Genomic DNA, 15,293 nt, shown 5'->3' on the forward strand with positions numbered 1-15,293 from the left:
CCGCGCTCCCACGTTTCCGGAGGCCTTCCATGCCCCGCTCGCTCTTCACCTCCGAGTCGGTCTCGATGGGCCATCCCGACAAGATGTGCGACCAGATCTCGGACGCCGTCCTGGACGCGATCCTGGAGCAGGCCCCCACCTCCCGGGTCGCGTGCGAGACGCTCGCCAAGACCGGCTTCATCGTGCTCGCCGGGGAGGTGACGACCCGCGCCCGGGTCGAGTACGAGCACCTGGCACGCGCGGTCGTGCGCGACATCGGGTACACGGACTCGCGGATGGGCTTCGACGCCGACACCTGCGGCGTGCTGGTCGCCCTCGGCCAGCAGTCGCCCGACATCGCCCAGGGCGTCGACGAGGGCGAGGGCCTGCACAAGGAGCAGGGCGCCGGCGACCAGGGGATGATGTTCGGCTACGCCTGCGACGAGACGCCGGAGCTGATGCCGGCCCCGATCCGGCTCGCACACCGGATCATGGAGATGCAGCGCCAGCACTTCGAGGCCGGCACGATCGGGTGGCTGCGGCCCGACGCGAAGTCCCAGGTGACGGTCGAGTACGGCAGCGACGGCCGGCCCGGCCGGATCGACGCCGTGGTGCTCTCGACCCAGCACGACCCCGACGTCGGCTACGACAAGCTGCGCAAGACCCTGATCGACGAGGTGATCCGCGCGGCGCTCCCCGGCACCCTCGTCGACGACAAGACGGTGTTCCACGTGAACCCGACCGGCCGCTTCGTGATCGGCGGCCCGATGGGCGACGCCGGCCTCACCGGGCGCAAGATCATCGTCGACACCTACGGCGGGATGGGCCGCCACGGCGGGGGCGCCTTCTCGGGCAAGGACCCGACCAAGGTCGACCGCAGCGCCGCGTATGCCGCGCGCTGGGTCGCCAAGAACCTCGTCGCGGGGGGCGTCGCGAGCCGCTGCGAGGTGCAGCTCGCGTATGCGATCGGAGTTGCCGAGCCGGTCTCGATCCGGGTCGACACCTTCGGCACGAGCCGGCTCGAGGCCGGCGCGCTCGAGCGCCTCGTGCGCAAGCACTTCGACCTGACGCCCAAGGGCATCGTCGACGGCCTGCGGCTGCTCCGGCCGATCTACCGGGCCACGTCGTATCACGGCCACTTCGGGCGCGAGGACCAGGGGTTCCCCTGGGAGGAGACCGGAAAGGCCGAGGCGCTGGCGCGCGACGCCGGATGAGGCCGATCGGCGCGGCCCTCCTGCTGGCCCTGCTCGCCGGACCGGCGCGGGCCGAGGACGCCTCGATCCGCGTGCTCCTGCTCGACGGGGTGCGCAGCGTGAGCGTGCAGCCCGAGGGCGGGCGCGAGCGGCGGGTCGAGGCGGGCAGGGCCCTCCGGCTCCCCGGCCCGGGCCCGCACCAGGTCGAGGGGCGCCCCTACCGGGGCGTGGTCGAGATCGCCCCGCAGCCGGGCGGCAGGCTGCGCGTCCTGAACGAGCTCGCGCTCGAGGCCTACGTCGCCGGGACCCTGCTCGGCGAGGTGCACGAGAGCTGGGGCGAGGCCGTGCTCGAGGCCCAGGCCGTCGCGATCCGGACCTACGCGCTCCACCGGCGCGCGCAGGCGGGGGCCCACGGATGGGACGTCGAGGCGGACACCCGCGGGCAGGTCTACCTCGGCCTCGCCGGCGAGAGCGAGGCCGCCTGGCGCGCGGTCCGCGCGACGCGCGGCCTGGTCCTGGCCTGGAACGGCGAGCTGATCCTGGCGGCTTTCCACGCCACGGCGGGCGGGCGGACCGCGAGCGCGGCCGAGGTCTGGGGCCGCCCGCTCCCGTACCTCGAGAGCGTGGCGGTCGAGGGCGAGGAGGTCTCGCCGGACACCTACTGGCGCGCGCGGGTCTCGAGCGACGAGCTGGCGGCGGCGGCAGCGGCGCTCGGCGCCGATGTCGGACGGCTCGAACGGATCGAGATCGCCGGACGGACCCCGAGCGGCCGCTGCGCCTCACTGCGGCTCCACGGCTCAGCGGGCGGCGCCGAGGTGACGGCCGCCGACCTGCGCCGGGCGCTCGGCGAGCGCCGCCTGCGCAGCACGCTCTTCGAGCTCCGCCCCGCCCCCGACGGGGTCGTCTTCGTCGGCTCCGGCCGGGGCCACGGGGTCGGGATGAGCCAGTGGGGCGCCCGCGCGATGGCCGAGCGCGGCGCCGGCTATCGCGCCATCCTCGGGCGCTTCTATCCCGGCGCGCGGGTCGTCCCGGTCCAGGCGATCGGGGCCGCCCACGCCGGCGCGAGAGGAGGGTCCTCGTGAACGCGCTTGCCCTGGCGATCGTCCTCCAGGCGGAGGGCGCCACGCCCGGCGCGCCGTCGCCGTTCGGGTTCCTGATGCCGATGGTGCTCATCTTCGGGATCTTCTACCTGCTCCTGATCCGCCCCCAGCAGAAGCGTCAGCGCGAGCACGAGCAGATGCTGAAGGCCGTCGGCCGCGGCGACCGGGTCGTCACGACGGGCGGCATCCACGGGACCGTGGTCGGCGAGTCCGACGAGGTGCTCACCGTCGAGGTGGGGATGGCCGGCAAGGAGCGCGTCCGCCTCAAGGTGGAGCGCCGCGGGATCGAGCGCGTGCTCGAGAAGAGCAAGGGAGGCGAGGGCGAGTGAGCAGCATGCGCTGGCGGGTGATCGGGGTCGTTGCGGCGCTCCTGCTGTGCGGCTGGTACACGGTGGCGAACTTCGTATCGGCCGAGACGCGCAAGGCGACGCCCTTCCTGCCCGACGACGTGATGCGCCTCGGACTCGACCTCCAGGGCGGCATCCACTGGGTGCTCGGACCGGACCTCGACGTCGCGATCGAGCACGAGCTCGACGTGATGCGCGGGGGGATCCGCGAGGAGCTCGAGGAGAAGAAGGTCGAGCCGGCCCGGATCGCGGTCGACGGGCAGCAGCTCGTGATCGAGGCGGCGAAGCCCGAGGACCTGGAGGCGATCCGCGCCGCCGCCTCCGAGACCCGCGTCCTGCACGAGGTCGGGGCCGAGGGGCAGGCGCTCCGCTTCGAGCTCACGCCGCAGTGGCAGGCCGAAGTCCGCGAGCGCGGGATCCAGCAGGTGCTCGAGGTGCTGCGCCGCCGCGTCGACGATCCGATCCAGGGCGTCCAGGAGTCGGTGGTGACGCGCCAGGGCTCCGACCGGGTGCTGATCCAGATCCCCGGCGGCCAGCTCGACCGCGAGCAGGCCCGGGGCCTGCTGCGCCAGACCGGCTTCCTCGAGTTCAAGCTGGTCCTCGACCGCGCGGAGAACGAGGAGTTGCTGCGCAAGAAGCACCCGGACGGGCTCCCGCCCGACACCGAGATCGTCTTCGAGCGCGAGCGCGGGCTGCCCGGGCAGAAGCCCGAGGACCGGCGCATCCTGGCCGCCTACCTGGTCCCCAAGGCGCCGGACCTGACGGGCGACTTCCTGACCGACGCCCGCTCGAGCCTCGACAACCGCTACGGCTGGATCGTGAACTTCGCCTTCAACTCCGAGGGCGCCCGCCGCTTCGCGAAGCTCACCGGCGACAACGTGGGCAAGCAGCTCGCGATCCTGCTCGACGGGCAGGTCTACAGCGCGCCCTCCCTCCAGACCCGGATCGGTGGTGGCCGCGGCTTCATCCACGGCCGCTTCTCGTCGCAGGACGCGGCCGACCTCGCGGTGATCCTGCGCGCCGGCTCGCTGCCGATCCCGGTCCAGATCGAGGAGGAGCGCACGGTCGGCCCGGCGCTCGGCGCCGAGTCGATCCGGCGCGGCGTCAACGCCTCGATCATGGGCATGGTGCTGGTCGCGGCCTTCGCGTGCTGGTACTACAAGCTGGCGGGCGTCTACGCGACGATCGCGCTGCTCGCGAACCTGATCATGCTGATCGGGATCATGTCGATGGCGCGCGCCACGCTCACGATGCCGGGCATCGCGGGGCTCGTGCTGACCCTCGGCATGGCGATCGACGCCAACGTCATCATCTACGAGCGCATCCGCGAGGAGCTGGCGGTCGGCAAGTCGCCCCGCGCGGCGATCCGCACCGGCTTCAACAAGGCGCTCTGGACGATCCTCGACGCGCAGATCACGACGCTGCTCGTGGCGCTGGTGCTCTACCAGTACGGCACCGGGCCGATCAAGGGCTTCGCGGTCTCGCTCTCGATCGGCATCCTGACCAGCGTGTTCACGTCGATCGTGATCCCGCGCCTGCTCTTCGAGCTCTATCCCGGCAACCGGCCCGTGCAGGCCCTGTCGATCTGAGGAAACCGAACGTGCCCACCCAGATCATCCCGCCGGACACGAAGATCGACTTCCTCGGCAAGGCCCGGCTCGCCGTCACCGTGTCGGTGCTGATCATCCTGGCCGGCCTCGCCTCGGCGCTGATCCAGGGCGTGCGCTGGGGCATCGACTTCGCGGGCGGCACCGAGATGCAGGTGCGCTTCGAGCAGAAGGTCGAGGACACGGGAGCCGTGCGCGACGCGGTGGAGTCGGTCGGCGTCGCCGAGCCCACCGTGGTGCGGGTCACCGAGGGTGGCCGCGAGGCCTTCACGATCAACTTCGCGAGCAAGGCCGAGGAGGAGGAGAAGCAGGGGCAGATCGCCGACCGCATCCAGGCCGCGCTCGCCGAACAGGTGGGCCCGGTCGAGGTGGAGCGCGTCGAGTTCGTGGGCCCCAAGGTGGGCGCGGAGCTGCGCCGCGACGGCACCCAGGCGATGCTGATCTCGGGGGTCCTGATCCTGCTCTACGTGGGCCTGCGCTTCAACCTGCAGTTCGCGCCGGGCGGCGTGGTGGCGCTGATCCACGACGTGCTCGTGACGGCGTCGATCTGGCAGCTCCTCGGCCAGACCTTCGACCTGCAGGTCCTGGCCGCGCTGCTCGCGATCATCGGCTACAGCATCAACGACACGATCGTGATCTTCGACCGCATCCGCGAGATGATCTCGACCCACACCACCCACGACATCGTCGAGGTCACGAATCGCGCGGTGAACCTGACGCTCTCGCGGACGATCCTGACCTCGTTGCTGACGATGCTCTCGGTGATCGCCCTGCTGGCCTTCGCCGGCCCGGTGGTCTTCCCCTTCACCGCGACGATGGGGATCGGGATCATCGTAGGCTGCTACTCGACGGTGTACATCGCGTCGCCGGTGATGCTGCTGATGGAGCGCTGGCGCAGCCAACGCGACCCGAAGGCCGGCAAGGCGAAGCCGGGCGGCGGGAAGCGCGCAAAGGCGGCGCGGGCGAACTAGCGGCGGGCTCGCTAGGGCAGCGCCTTCTTCTCGCCGATCGGGGCGACCGAGGCGCCGGGCGAGGGGACCGCGGTCGGGGCCGCGCCCTTCTTCACGCCCATCTCGATCGAGCCGTTCACGACGGCGCCTTCGGCCACCACCAGGCGCGGGGCGCTCACGTCGCCGTTCACGAGCCCGGTGGCCTGGATCTCGATGCGCTCGGTGGCGCTCACGTTGCCGGTCACCTTGCCCACCACCACCACGGTCTTCGCGTGCACCTCGGCGCTCACGCTGCCGTTGGCGCCGATCGTCAGCAGGTTGTTGGGCAGATCGACCCGTCCCTCGACGTGGCCCTCGATGGTCAGATCCTCGTTTCCGCTGAGATCACCCTTGAGGGAGATCGACTTGCCGATGTTCGCCATGGTTCCCCCTGCGACCGGAGTCGCGTACGACGGCTTCGTCTGCGGTTGCGGCTGCGGACCGGCTGCGGGCCGGCTCCCCTCGGCCACGGGCGGCGAGGGGGCGGACGCGCGCGCGGGGGGAGGCGGCGTCCGGGGCGCCGCGGCCGGCTCCCCCGCCGGTGCCCCCTCTCTCGGCGGCCCGCCCTTCGCAGGCCCGCCGCCCGGCGGCCCGCTCCGCGGCGGGTCGGCCAGCGGGGTGTCCTTCCCTCGGTCCTTGCCCCGGTCGAAGAGACCCACGGCGGCTCCGCCCCCCTCTAGAGCGCGCGCATGCTAGCGCAGCGCTCCGTGGTCATCGATGACGATGGCATTGCGCTCGAGGATCGTGCCCTGTGCGCGCTCGAGCTCGGTGATGGCGTTGTGGTACACGCGCTGCGCGAGGATCCGCTGGTTCTCGGCGGTCACCAGGTCCTCCTCGCGCTGGAGCACGTCGAAGGGGGTCGACTCGCCGTACTCGAGCCGCACCCGCTCGGCCCGGAGCTGCTCCTCGGCCGCGGCGACGCCGCGCTCGGCGGCCTCGATGCCTTCGAGAGCCGCGCGCAGGTTGCGCGCCGCACGCCGGATGTCGCTCACGATCGACTGCTCGAGGCGCTCGAGCTGGAGCCGCGCGCGGCGCAGCTCGAGCTTCGCCTGGTCGTAGTCGTTGCGGGCCCGCACGTTGCCGATCGGGATCGTGACGATCCCGCGCACGGTGAAGCTCTCGGCGGCGTCCTCGCCGAAGAAGTCGTTGTCGGCGCTGCGCCACCGGGACGGGATCCCGGGCCGTACGCTACAGGGCCCGATCAGCCCGCAGTCTTCGTTCAGGCTGCCGGCCAGACCGGTATTGCCGTAGCTGCTCTCGACGTCGAGCTGGGGCAGACGCTGGTTGCTCGCGAACTTCATCTGGACTTCGCGCTGCTCGATGACCTTGCGGGCGAGCGCGACCTCCGGCCGGTTGGCGAAGGCTCGCTCCGTCGCGGCCTCGGGATCCACCTCGCGAACCGGGACCTCCTCGGGCGGGTCCGCGAGATCGACGGTGATCTCGCTGTCGGGCGCGAGGTAGGGCCCGAGCACGACGTCGATGAAGGCGTCGCGAGCCGAGCGCTCGGCCGCGTCGAGGGTGATCAGGTTGAACTCGCGATCGGCGACGCCCGCTTCCGCCTGGACCACCTCGACCTTCGAGACGACACCGACCTCGTACTGCGCCTCGGTCTGCTCGAGCAGGGCCTGGGCGGTCTCGAGGCTCTTCTGCGCCACCCGCCGCCCTTCGCGGGCCGCGATCAGGGTCCAGTACGCGTCCTCGGTCGCGCGGACGATGTTCATCAGGTCGGTGCGGAACTGCTCGATCGAGGCGTCGACGCCGATCCGGGCGAGTCGCACCGCCGTCCACGGCTCGCTCCAGAACAGACCGCGCAGCAGGGGGACGCGCAGGGTGGCGAGGAAGTCGGCGCCGAAGTTGGGGGAGAGCGTCTCGATCGAGGAGTTCGTCTTGAGCTCGGATCCACCGTAGGAGACCGAGTAGGCTCCGCCGAGCCACGGGACCAGGCCCTGGAGGCCTGCTTCGCCGTCCCAGGTGGCCTGCTTCAGGACGCCGGCGGTGAGCAGCTCGGACGCCGTCGGCGTCTCGATGTCGGCGTACCCGCCCTCGCCGAAGATCTGTGGATCGTAGGCGCCCCACGCCGCCCCGAGCTCCTTCTGCGCGATCAGCGGGCCGATCGTCACGAGCTCGACGTCGAGGTTGTTGCGGATCGCGAGCCGCACGGACTGGTTGAGACCGACGTGCAGCTCGCCGTTCACGACCGTGGGAAGGGCGCCTGCGGCGGCGGCCGGCGGGCTCGCCGGCGGGGCGGGCGGCCCCTGGGCGGTGGCGCTCCCGCCGAGGACGGCGAGTCCCCCCGCAGCGACCCAGGCCGCCGCGACCTGGCAGGCGACCCGCCAGGTCGCGATCGCTCGTCGCATGGAATCCCTCCCCCGCGCGCACCGCACGGTAGCCCGGCCGCCCGCGCCTTCAAGCAATCCGCTACCTTGCGCCGCCATGCGCGTCGCGGCTCTGGTGCTGGCCGCGGGTCGCGGCGAACGGCTCGGCGCCTCCGTTCCGAAGGCCTTCCTCCCGCTCGCGGGCCGGCCCCTGGTGGTGCGCGCCATCGAAGCGCTGGCGGCCCGCCCCGAGGTGGAGCGGATCGTCCCGGTCCTGCCGGCGGCGGACCTGGCCCGGTTCGCCGCGCTCGGGCTCGCAGGCGACGGCCGGCTCGCCCCGCCGGTGGCGGGCGGCGCCGAGCGGCAGGACTCGATGCGCGCCGGGCTCGCGGCGCTCCCCGACGGCGTGGACCTGGTCGCGGTCCACGACGCGGCGCGCCCGCTCGTGCGGCCGGAGGACGTGGGCCGGGTGATCGCCGCGGCGGCGCGCACGGGAGCGGCGCTGCTCGCCGTCCCGGTGCGCGACACCCTCAAGCGGGCGCGGGCGGGGCGCGTCACGGAGACGCTCCCGCGCGCCGACTGCTGGGCCGCCCAGACACCCCAGGTCTTCCGCGCGGCCCTCCTGCGCGAGGCGCTCGCGAAGGCCGAGGCGGAGGGCTTCGTCGCCACCGACGACGCGCAGCTCGTCGAGCGGCTCGGCGCGCCGGTCGAGATCGTCGAGGGCGACCCGGGCAACCTGAAGATCACCTGGCCGGAGGACGTGGCGCTGGCCGAGGCAATCTGGAGGCAGCGATGACGATCCGGGTAGGGCAGGGCTTCGACGCACACCGGCTGGCCGAGGGCCGGCCGCTCTGGCTGGGCGGGGTCGAGGTCCCCCACGAGCGTGGCCTCGAAGGCCACTCGGACGGGGACGTGCTCCTGCACGCGGTCGCGAGCGCCCTGCTCGGGGCCCTCGGCGAGGGCGACCTCGGCCTCTGGTTCCCCTCCGAAGACGAGCGCCTGCGCGACGTCCCGAGCAGCGACCTGCTCGCGCGGGTCGTGGCGCGGGTCCGCGAGCGTGGCTTCACGGTCGGCAACCTCGACACGACCGTGATCGCCCAGGAGCCCCGCCTCGGCCCGCATCGCAAGGCGATCACCGAGGCCCTCGCGAAGCAGCTCGACGTCCCGGGCGAACGCGTCAACGTGAAGATCACCAGCACCGACGCGCTCGGCGCGATCGGCCGCGGCGAGGGGATCGCGGCCCAGGCGGTGGTGCTGCTCGAGGGCAGCGACCGCGCGCGATGAGCGGGCTGGTCCTCTTCGACACCCGCACCCGCCTCGAGCAGCGCTTCGAGCCGATCGAGCCCGGCCACGCCCGCGTCTACACCTGCGGCCCGACCGTCTACGCCCCCCAGCACCTCGGGAACCTGCGCTCGGTGCTCTTCGCGGACCTGCTCAAGCGCGCGCTCCTGGCCGAGGGCCTGCGCGTCACCCACGTGATCAACATCACCGACGTCGGCCACCTGAGCGACGACGCCGACGCCGGTGAGGACAAGATGGAGCGCGCCGCGGCGCGCGCGGGGCGCAGCGCCGCCGAGATCGCGGCGGAGTACACCGAGCAGTGGCTGCGGGACCGCCGCCGGCTCCGCTGCCTCGAGGCGGAGGTGTACTGCAAGGCCAGCGAGCACATCGCGGAGCAGATCGCCCTGGCCCGGCGCCTCGAGGAGCGCGGCTTCACCTACCGGATCGAGGACGGGCTCTACTTCGACACCGCGAAGTTCCCGCGCTACGCCGAGTTTGCGCGCCTCGACCTGGCCGGCCAGGAGGCGGGCGCCCGGATCGGCGACGTCCCCGGCAAGCGCCACCCCGCCGACTTCGCGCTCTGGAAGTTCGCCGCCCCGGGCGTGCGCCGGCAGCAGGAGTGGGACTCGCCCTGGGGCCGCGGCTTCCCCGGCTGGCACCTCGAGTGCTCGGCGATGAGCATCCGCTACCTCGGGATTCCCTTCGACATCCACACCGGCGGGATCGACCATGTGCCGGTCCACCACAGCAACGAGATCGCCCAGAGCGAGTGCGCCTACGACGTCCACCCCTGGGTGAAGATCTGGATGCACAACGAGTTCCTGAACCTCGGCCAGGAGAAGGTCTCGAAGTCGAAGGGACACGCGCTGGTGCTCGACGACCTGGTCGCGCGCGGCATCGCGCCGCTCGCCTACCGCTACTTCTTCCTCCAGGCCCACTACCGGCAGCAGCAGCAGTTCTCCTTTGCCGAGGTCGAGGCGGCGGCGACCGGCTACCAGCGCCTGCTCGGCGCCGCGGCCGAGGTGCGCGAGGAGCGCGCGGCCCCCGAGCCGGCCGCCCTCGCCGAGCCCCGCGCGCGCTTCCGCGCCGCGATCCGCGCCGACCTGAACGCGCCGAAGGCGCTCGAGGCGGTCTGGTCGGTGGCGCGCAGCCCGCTCGCGGCGGCGGCGAAGCGCGCGCTGCTCCTCGAGTTCGACGAGGTGCTCGGGCTCGGCCTCGCGAGCGAGACGCCGCGCGCGGCGCGCCAGGAGCAGGACCCGCGCATCGACGCGCTGGTGGCCGAACGCGAGGCCGCACGCGCGCGCCGGGACTTCGCCGAGGCGGATCGGATCCGCGACCTCCTGCGCGCCGAGGGGATCGAGCTCGAGGACACGCGGGAGGGGGCGCGATGGCGCCGCGCGCCGTGACCCCCGCCGGCGGCAAGCGGCCGCGCCCGCCGCGCCGGACGGCCAGCGCGCCGGCGGCAGCGATCGACGCCGGCGGGCGCTTCCGGCTGGTTTCCGAGTTCACGCCGCAGGGTGACCAGCCGGCCGCGATCGCCGCGCTCGTCGAAGGCATCCGGCGCGGCGACCGCCACCAGGTGCTGCTCGGGGTCACCGGCAGCGGCAAGTCCTTCACGGTGGCCTGCGTCGTCGAGCAGGTGCAGCGCCCGACGCTCGTGATGGCGCCCAACAAGACCCTGGCCGCGCAGCTCTACGCCGAGCTCAAGGGGCTCTTCCCGCACAACGCCGTCGAGTACTTCGTCTCCTACTACGACTACTACCAGCCCGAGGCCTACATCCCCTCGACCGACACGTACATCGAGAAGGACTCGTCGATCAACGACGAGATCGACAAGCTGCGCCACGCGGCCACCCACTCACTGCTCACCCGGCGCGACGTGCTGGTGGTGGCGAGCGTCTCCTGCATCTACGGCCTGGGCGCGCCCGAGACCTACGGCTCCATGCACGCCTACGTGGAGCGCGGCGCGCGCCTCGACCGGGACGACCTCCTGCGGCGGCTCGTCGACATGCTCTACGAGCGCAACGACATCGACTTCCATCGCGGCACCTTCCGGGTGCGCGGCGACGTGGTGGAGGTCTTCCCCCAGTACGAGGACGAGCGCGCGATCCGGATCGAGTTCTTCGGCAACGAGGTGGAGTCGATCGCGGAGATCGACCCCCTGCGCGGCCGGGTCGTGGCGCGGCCGAGCCGGGCCCTCATCTACCCGGCCAGCCACTACGTCGCGACCGAGGCGATCCTGGCCCGCGCGACCGAAGGGATCCGCGGCGAGCTGCGCGAGCGGCTCGGCGAGCTGCGCGCGGCGGGCAAGCTGCTCGAGGCCCAGCGCCTCGAGCAGCGCACCCTCTACGACCTCGAGCTGCTCGAGTCGATGGGCTTCTGCACCGGGGTCGAGAACTACTCGCGCTGGCTCGACGGGCGCAGCGCCGGCCAGCGCCCCTACACGCTCTTCGACTACTTCCCGGACGACTTCCTGCTGGTCCTCGACGAGAGCCACATCAGCGTGCCCCAGGTGGGCGGCATGTCCCGCGGCGACCGGGCGCGCAAGGAGACGCTGGTCGAGTTCGGCTTCCGGCTGCCCTCCGCGCTCGACAACCGCCCGCTGCGCTTCGACGAGTGGTACGAGCGGATCGGCCAGGCGCTCTACGTCTCGGCCACGCCGGGCGACTGGGAGCTCGAGCAGGCGCGCGGCGTGGTGGTCGAGCAGATCATCCGCCCGACCGGCCTCGTCGACCCCCGGGTCGAGCTGCGCCCGGCGGCGGGCCAGGTCGACGACCTGCTCGGCGAGATCCAGGCGCGCGTCGCCGCGGGCGAACGGGTGCTCGTGACGACTCTCACCAAGCGCATGGCCGAGGAGCTCACCGACTACTACGGCGAGGCCGGCGTCCGGGTCCGCTACCTCCACAGCGACATCCAGACCATCGAGCGCATGGAGATCATCCGCGAGCTGCGCGAGGGCGCCTTCGACGTGCTGGTCGGGATCAACCTGCTGCGCGAGGGCCTCGACATCCCCGAGGTGTCGCTGGTGGCGGTGCTCGACGCCGACAAGGAGGGCTTCCTGCGCTCGGCGCGCTCGCTGATCCAGACGATCGGGCGCGCGGCGCGCAACGTGAACGGCACCGTCATCCTCTACGCCGACCAGCAGACCGACTCGATCCGGCGCACGGTCGAGGAGACCGAGCGCCGCCGCGCCACCCAGGAGCGCTACAACGCCGCCCACGGGATCACGCCCCAGAGCGTGAAGAAGCGCATCTCGAGCCTGCGCGAGTCGATCTGGGAGCAGGACTACGTGACGGTGCCGACCGTGCGCGAGCGGCCCGCGGCGGAGCTGCCGGCGCACGAGCTGCCGCAGCTCCTGGCGGGGCTCCGCCGCGAGATGCAGGCGGCCGCCAAGGAGCTCGACTTCGAGCGCGCCGCCGAGCTGCGCGACCGGATCCGCGCGCTCGAGGACGAGCGCATCGCGCGGGGCTGAGGGACGGCCCGCTACCCTGCCGGCGAGCACGCGAGCCCGATGAGCGAAGCCAGCCCGAGTCCCTCCGCCGCCCTCGCCGAGCGCGTCGCGGCCCTCCCGGCCGGGCCGGGCGTGTACCTCTGGAAGAACGCGCGCGGGCGGGTCCTCTACGTCGGCAAGGCGCAGAACCTGCGGGCGCGTGCGCGCTCGTACCTGCGGGCGGGCGGTGACGGACGCCTGCGGATGCCCGCGATGGTCGAGCAGGCCGCGGACGTCGAAGTGGTGCTGACCCCGTCGGCGAAGGACGCGCTCCTGCTCGAGAACGAGCTGATCAAGCGCCACCGGCCACCCTTCAACGTCCGCCTGCGCGACGACAAGCAGTACCTCGGCCTGCGTCTCGACCCCCGCGAGCGCTGGCCGCGGCTCACGCCGGTGCGCCGCTTCCGCACGGACGGCGCCTCCTACTTCGGTCCCTACACCTCGAGCCAGGCCCTGCGCGAGGCGCTCTCGAACCTGCGCCGGATCTTCCCGCTGCGCTCGTGCAGCGACGCGGTCTTCCGCGACTACGCGCGCCGCGGGCGCCCCTGCATCGAGTTCGAGATGAAGCGCTGCCTGGCCCCCTGCGTGGGCCGGGTGGAGGAGGCGGCCTACGCGGAGCTGGTCGCGGGCACCGCGCTCTTCCTGCGCGGCCGCTCGGGCCAGCTCCTGAAGGAGCTCCAGACGCGCATGGCCGCCGCGGCGACCGCCGAACGCTTCGAGGAGGCAGGGCGGCTGCGCGACCGCATCGCCGCGGTCGAGAAGACCCTGGCACGACAGCAGATCGTGTCGGAGCGCGGCAAGGACCGGGACGTCTTCGCGCTCGCGCGGCAGGGCGGCGAGCTCGAGCTGCACGGGTTCGCGGTGCGCGGCGGGCGGGTGGCGAGCCACGACGCGTGGTCGTTCTCGGGGGTCGAGCTCGACGACGCCGAGGCGCTCGGCTCCTTCCTCGGCCAGTACTACGGCACCCCCGACCGGGTGCCCCCGCGCGAGGTGCTGGTGGGGCTCGCGCCCGAGGGTGCCGGCGCGCTCGCCGAGCTGCTCGCCGAGCGCGCCGGCCGGCGCGTGGCGCTGCGCGTCCCGCAGCGGGGTGCGGGCGCGGAGCTCGTCGCGATGGCCGCCGCGAACGCGACGCTGCGGCTCGCGCAGCGCCTCGAGGCGCGTGCGAGCGTCCGGGCGGCCGCGGCGGAGCTCCAGGAGCGGCTCGGCCTCGCCCGCCTCCCGCGCCGGGTCGAGTGCTACGACGTCTCGACCCTCGCCGGCACGCTCGCCGTCGCGAGCCGCGTGGTCTTCGAGGACGGCCGCCCCGACAAGGCCGGCTGGCGGCGCTACCGGATCCGCGAGGCCGCGGCCGGCGACGATCTCGCCTGCCTGCGCGAGGTGCTGGCGCGCCGGCTCGCGAGGCACGAGCGCGAGCCGCTCCCCGACCTCCTCCTCGTGGACGGCGGGCGCGGGCAGGTGGCGGTGGTCGCGGCGGCGCTGCGCGACCAGGGCCTCGCCTGCGACGTCGTCGGGATCTCGAAGGAGCGCGACGAGGAGGGGCCGGCGAGCGCCGCGGGCGGCGAGCCGGGCAGCGCGCGCGCGCTGCGCGTGAAGCGCAGCGGCGGGCTCAAGGCGGAGCGCCTGCACCTGCCCGGCCGCAAGGACGCGGTGCTCCTGCCGCCGGCCTCGCAGGGCCTGCTCCTCCTGCAGCGCGTGCGCGACGAGGCACACCGCTTCGCGATCGAGTTCCAGCGCAGCCTGCGCCAGCGCGCGAACCTGGCCTCGATCCTCCAGGAGATCCCCGGCATCGGCCCCGGCAAGCGGCGCGCGCTCCTGCGCACGCTCGGCTCGCTGCGGGCGGTGCGCGAAGCCTCGCCGGAGCAGCTCGCGGCCGTGCCCGGGGTCGGCGCCGGCGATGCGCAGCGGATCCGCGCCTTCTTCGCGGATCTGGAGCGGCTGGCCGCCGGGTAGCCCCGCGCCGCCCCCGGCGCGCGGACGGAAGCGGGTCAAGGCGGCGGCGCGTCGCGCCGATTCCGGCGGCGATGCAGCGCCTCCTCCTCCGCGCGTGCCTGGGCCTCCTGGCCGCCGCCCCGCTCGGCGGACCCGCGCTCGCCGAGATCTACCGCTGGACGGACGCCGAGGGCCGGGTCCACTTCACCGAGGACCTGAGCCGGGTGCCCGCCGCACAGCGCGGCGCCGCGCTCGAGGCCGCCGCCGCGCCGGCGCCGAACCGGGTCCAGACCTACGAGTCCCCGCCCGCCGCCCGCGCGCCCACCGGAGGCGCGCTCGCCGCGCGCCCCGGGCGCACGCACCGGATTCCGGTGGAGCGTGCGGGCAGCGCGATGGTGGTGCCGGTGCGGATCAACGGGCAGACCGTCGCTCCCTTCCTGCTCGACACCGGCGCCAGCTACGTGCTGGTGCCCGCGCGCGTCGCGAAGGAGGCGGGCATCGAGGTCGGGCCCGGCACGCGCACGCTGCCCTTCACGACCGCCAACGGCATCGTCGAGCAGCCCGTGGTGACGCTCGACAGCGTCGAGCTCGGCAGTGCGCGCGCGGAGCAGGTGGCCGCCGCGATCAGCGACCGCATCGAGGTCGGACTCCTCGGCCTCTCCTTCTTCAACCGCTTCACCTACCAGGTCGACGCGGCGGCCGGGGTCGTGACGCTGGTCGAGAACGACCTCGCCGAGAGCGGCGCGATCGTGGGTGGCCGCAGCGAGGCGCAGTGGCGCGGCGAGTTCGAGACGCTGCGGATGCGCCTCGCCGGGCTCGAGGCCGCGCGTGCGCGCACCACCCCCTCGCATGGCCGCCGGCTCGACCGGCTCGACGAGGAGGAGCGCGTGCTCGAGAGCCAGCTCGAGGCGCTCGACGCCGAGGCCGATCAGGCGAACGTCCCCCACGGCTGGCGGCGCTGAGCCCGGCAGGCGCCGCGGGGGCGGTGCCGAGGCCTGGCGGGTGGAGACGCCTTCCCGAACTGGGAGGACGGCAACCCTCGAGGCGCGCGTCGGCCGGGACG

General features: G+C 73.5%; 13 protein-coding genes. 11 read left to right on the plus strand and 2 right to left on the minus strand.

Annotated elements, in window-relative coordinates:
- Positions 1-29: 29 nt before the first annotated feature.
- Genes metK through secF form a run of 5 tightly spaced genes read left to right on the plus strand, consistent with a single transcriptional unit; the run spans position 30 to position 5,197 of the window.
- Entirely contained in the window at positions 30-1,193 is a 1,164-nt protein-coding gene (metK, locus tag OZ948_03725; GenBank protein ID MEB2343831.1) for a methionine adenosyltransferase, read from the plus strand.
- Positions 1,190-2,254: a SpoIID/LytB domain-containing protein gene (locus OZ948_03730; GenBank protein MEB2343832.1), complete on the plus strand. Its 1,065-nt coding sequence runs from the start codon at positions 1,190-1,192 to the stop codon at positions 2,252-2,254. Before metK ends, OZ948_03730 begins: the two co-directional genes overlap by 4 nt.
- A complete protein-coding gene (gene yajC, locus OZ948_03735) occupies positions 2,251-2,601 on the plus strand; it encodes a preprotein translocase subunit YajC (protein ID MEB2343833.1) in 351 nt (116 codons plus the stop codon). Before OZ948_03730 ends, yajC begins: the two co-directional genes overlap by 4 nt.
- A 5-nt stretch (positions 2,602-2,606) precedes the next feature.
- Complete coding sequence (gene secD, locus OZ948_03740; protein MEB2343834.1) at positions 2,607-4,208, plus strand: protein translocase subunit SecD; 1,602 nt, start codon at positions 2,607-2,609, stop codon at positions 4,206-4,208.
- Positions 4,209-4,219: 11 nt separating this feature from the next.
- Positions 4,220-5,197 carry a protein translocase subunit SecF gene (gene secF, locus OZ948_03745; GenBank protein MEB2343835.1) on the plus strand — a complete coding sequence of 326 codons (978 nt, stop codon included), beginning with the start codon at positions 4,220-4,222 and terminating at the stop codon, positions 5,195-5,197.
- An 11-nt stretch (positions 5,198-5,208) separates the two neighbouring features.
- Here secF and OZ948_03750 read toward each other — a convergent pair whose 3' ends face one another.
- Entirely contained in the window at positions 5,209-5,598 is a 390-nt protein-coding gene (locus OZ948_03750) for a polymer-forming cytoskeletal protein (GenBank protein MEB2343836.1), read from the minus strand.
- 309 nt (positions 5,599-5,907) lie between these two features.
- Entirely contained in the window at positions 5,908-7,572 is a 1,665-nt protein-coding gene (locus OZ948_03755; protein MEB2343837.1) for a TolC family protein, read from the minus strand.
- A gap of 76 nt (positions 7,573-7,648) precedes the next feature.
- Between OZ948_03755 and ispD the strand changes: the two genes are divergently transcribed.
- From ispD to OZ948_03785, 6 genes are all read left to right on the plus strand, one after another.
- The gene (gene ispD, locus OZ948_03760; GenBank protein ID MEB2343838.1) at positions 7,649-8,326 is read left to right on the plus strand and encodes a 2-C-methyl-D-erythritol 4-phosphate cytidylyltransferase; all 678 of its coding nucleotides are present in this window, start codon (positions 7,649-7,651) and stop codon (positions 8,324-8,326) included.
- Positions 8,323-8,814, plus strand: a complete 492-nt coding sequence (ispF, locus tag OZ948_03765; GenBank protein MEB2343839.1) for a 2-C-methyl-D-erythritol 2,4-cyclodiphosphate synthase — start codon at positions 8,323-8,325, stop codon at positions 8,812-8,814. The genes ispD and ispF overlap by 4 nt, the downstream gene beginning before the upstream one ends.
- A complete protein-coding gene (gene cysS, locus OZ948_03770; protein MEB2343840.1) occupies positions 8,811-10,217 on the plus strand; it encodes a cysteine--tRNA ligase in 1,407 nt (468 codons plus the stop codon). The genes ispF and cysS overlap by 4 nt, the downstream gene beginning before the upstream one ends.
- Positions 10,199-12,283: an excinuclease ABC subunit UvrB gene (gene uvrB, locus OZ948_03775; protein MEB2343841.1), complete on the plus strand. Its 2,085-nt coding sequence runs from the start codon at positions 10,199-10,201 to the stop codon at positions 12,281-12,283. Before cysS ends, uvrB begins: the two co-directional genes overlap by 19 nt.
- A gap of 39 nt (positions 12,284-12,322) precedes the next feature.
- Complete coding sequence (uvrC, locus tag OZ948_03780; GenBank protein MEB2343842.1) at positions 12,323-14,251, plus strand: excinuclease ABC subunit UvrC; 1,929 nt, start codon at positions 12,323-12,325, stop codon at positions 14,249-14,251.
- Positions 14,252-14,322: 71 nt separating this feature from the next.
- On the plus strand, positions 14,323-15,192 hold the full coding sequence (locus tag OZ948_03785) for a TIGR02281 family clan AA aspartic protease (GenBank protein MEB2343843.1): 870 nt from the start codon (positions 14,323-14,325) through the stop codon (positions 15,190-15,192).
- The last annotated feature ends 101 nt before the right edge of the window (positions 15,193-15,293 follow it).

The organism is Deltaproteobacteria bacterium, from assembly GCA_035063765.1.
Taxonomy (GTDB): domain Bacteria; phylum Myxococcota_A; class UBA9160; order UBA9160; family PR03; genus CAADGG01.

Excerpts from the sequence above, each read along its gene's own strand:
- OZ948_03750 (MEB2343836.1), bottom strand. The coding sequence starts at position 5,598 with ATGGCGAACATCGGCAAGTCGATCTCCCTCAAGGGTGATCTCAGCGGA.
- metK (MEB2343831.1), top strand. The coding sequence starts at position 30 with ATGCCCCGCTCGCTCTTCACCTCCGAGTCGGTCTCGATGGGCCATCCC.
- secD (MEB2343834.1), top strand. The coding sequence starts at position 2,607 with ATGCGCTGGCGGGTGATCGGGGTCGTTGCGGCGCTCCTGCTGTGCGGC.
- OZ948_03785 (MEB2343843.1), top strand. The coding sequence starts at position 14,323 with ATGCAGCGCCTCCTCCTCCGCGCGTGCCTGGGCCTCCTGGCCGCCGCC.
- ispD (MEB2343838.1), top strand. The coding sequence starts at position 7,649 with ATGCGCGTCGCGGCTCTGGTGCTGGCCGCGGGTCGCGGCGAACGGCTC.
- uvrC (MEB2343842.1), top strand. The coding sequence starts at position 12,323 with ATGAGCGAAGCCAGCCCGAGTCCCTCCGCCGCCCTCGCCGAGCGCGTC.
- OZ948_03755 (MEB2343837.1), bottom strand. The coding sequence starts at position 7,572 with ATGCGACGAGCGATCGCGACCTGGCGGGTCGCCTGCCAGGTCGCGGCG.
- uvrB (MEB2343841.1), top strand. The coding sequence starts at position 10,199 with ATGGCGCCGCGCGCCGTGACCCCCGCCGGCGGCAAGCGGCCGCGCCCG.
- ispF (MEB2343839.1), top strand. The coding sequence starts at position 8,323 with ATGACGATCCGGGTAGGGCAGGGCTTCGACGCACACCGGCTGGCCGAG.
- OZ948_03730 (MEB2343832.1), top strand. The coding sequence starts at position 1,190 with ATGAGGCCGATCGGCGCGGCCCTCCTGCTGGCCCTGCTCGCCGGACCG.
- cysS (MEB2343840.1), top strand. The coding sequence starts at position 8,811 with ATGAGCGGGCTGGTCCTCTTCGACACCCGCACCCGCCTCGAGCAGCGC.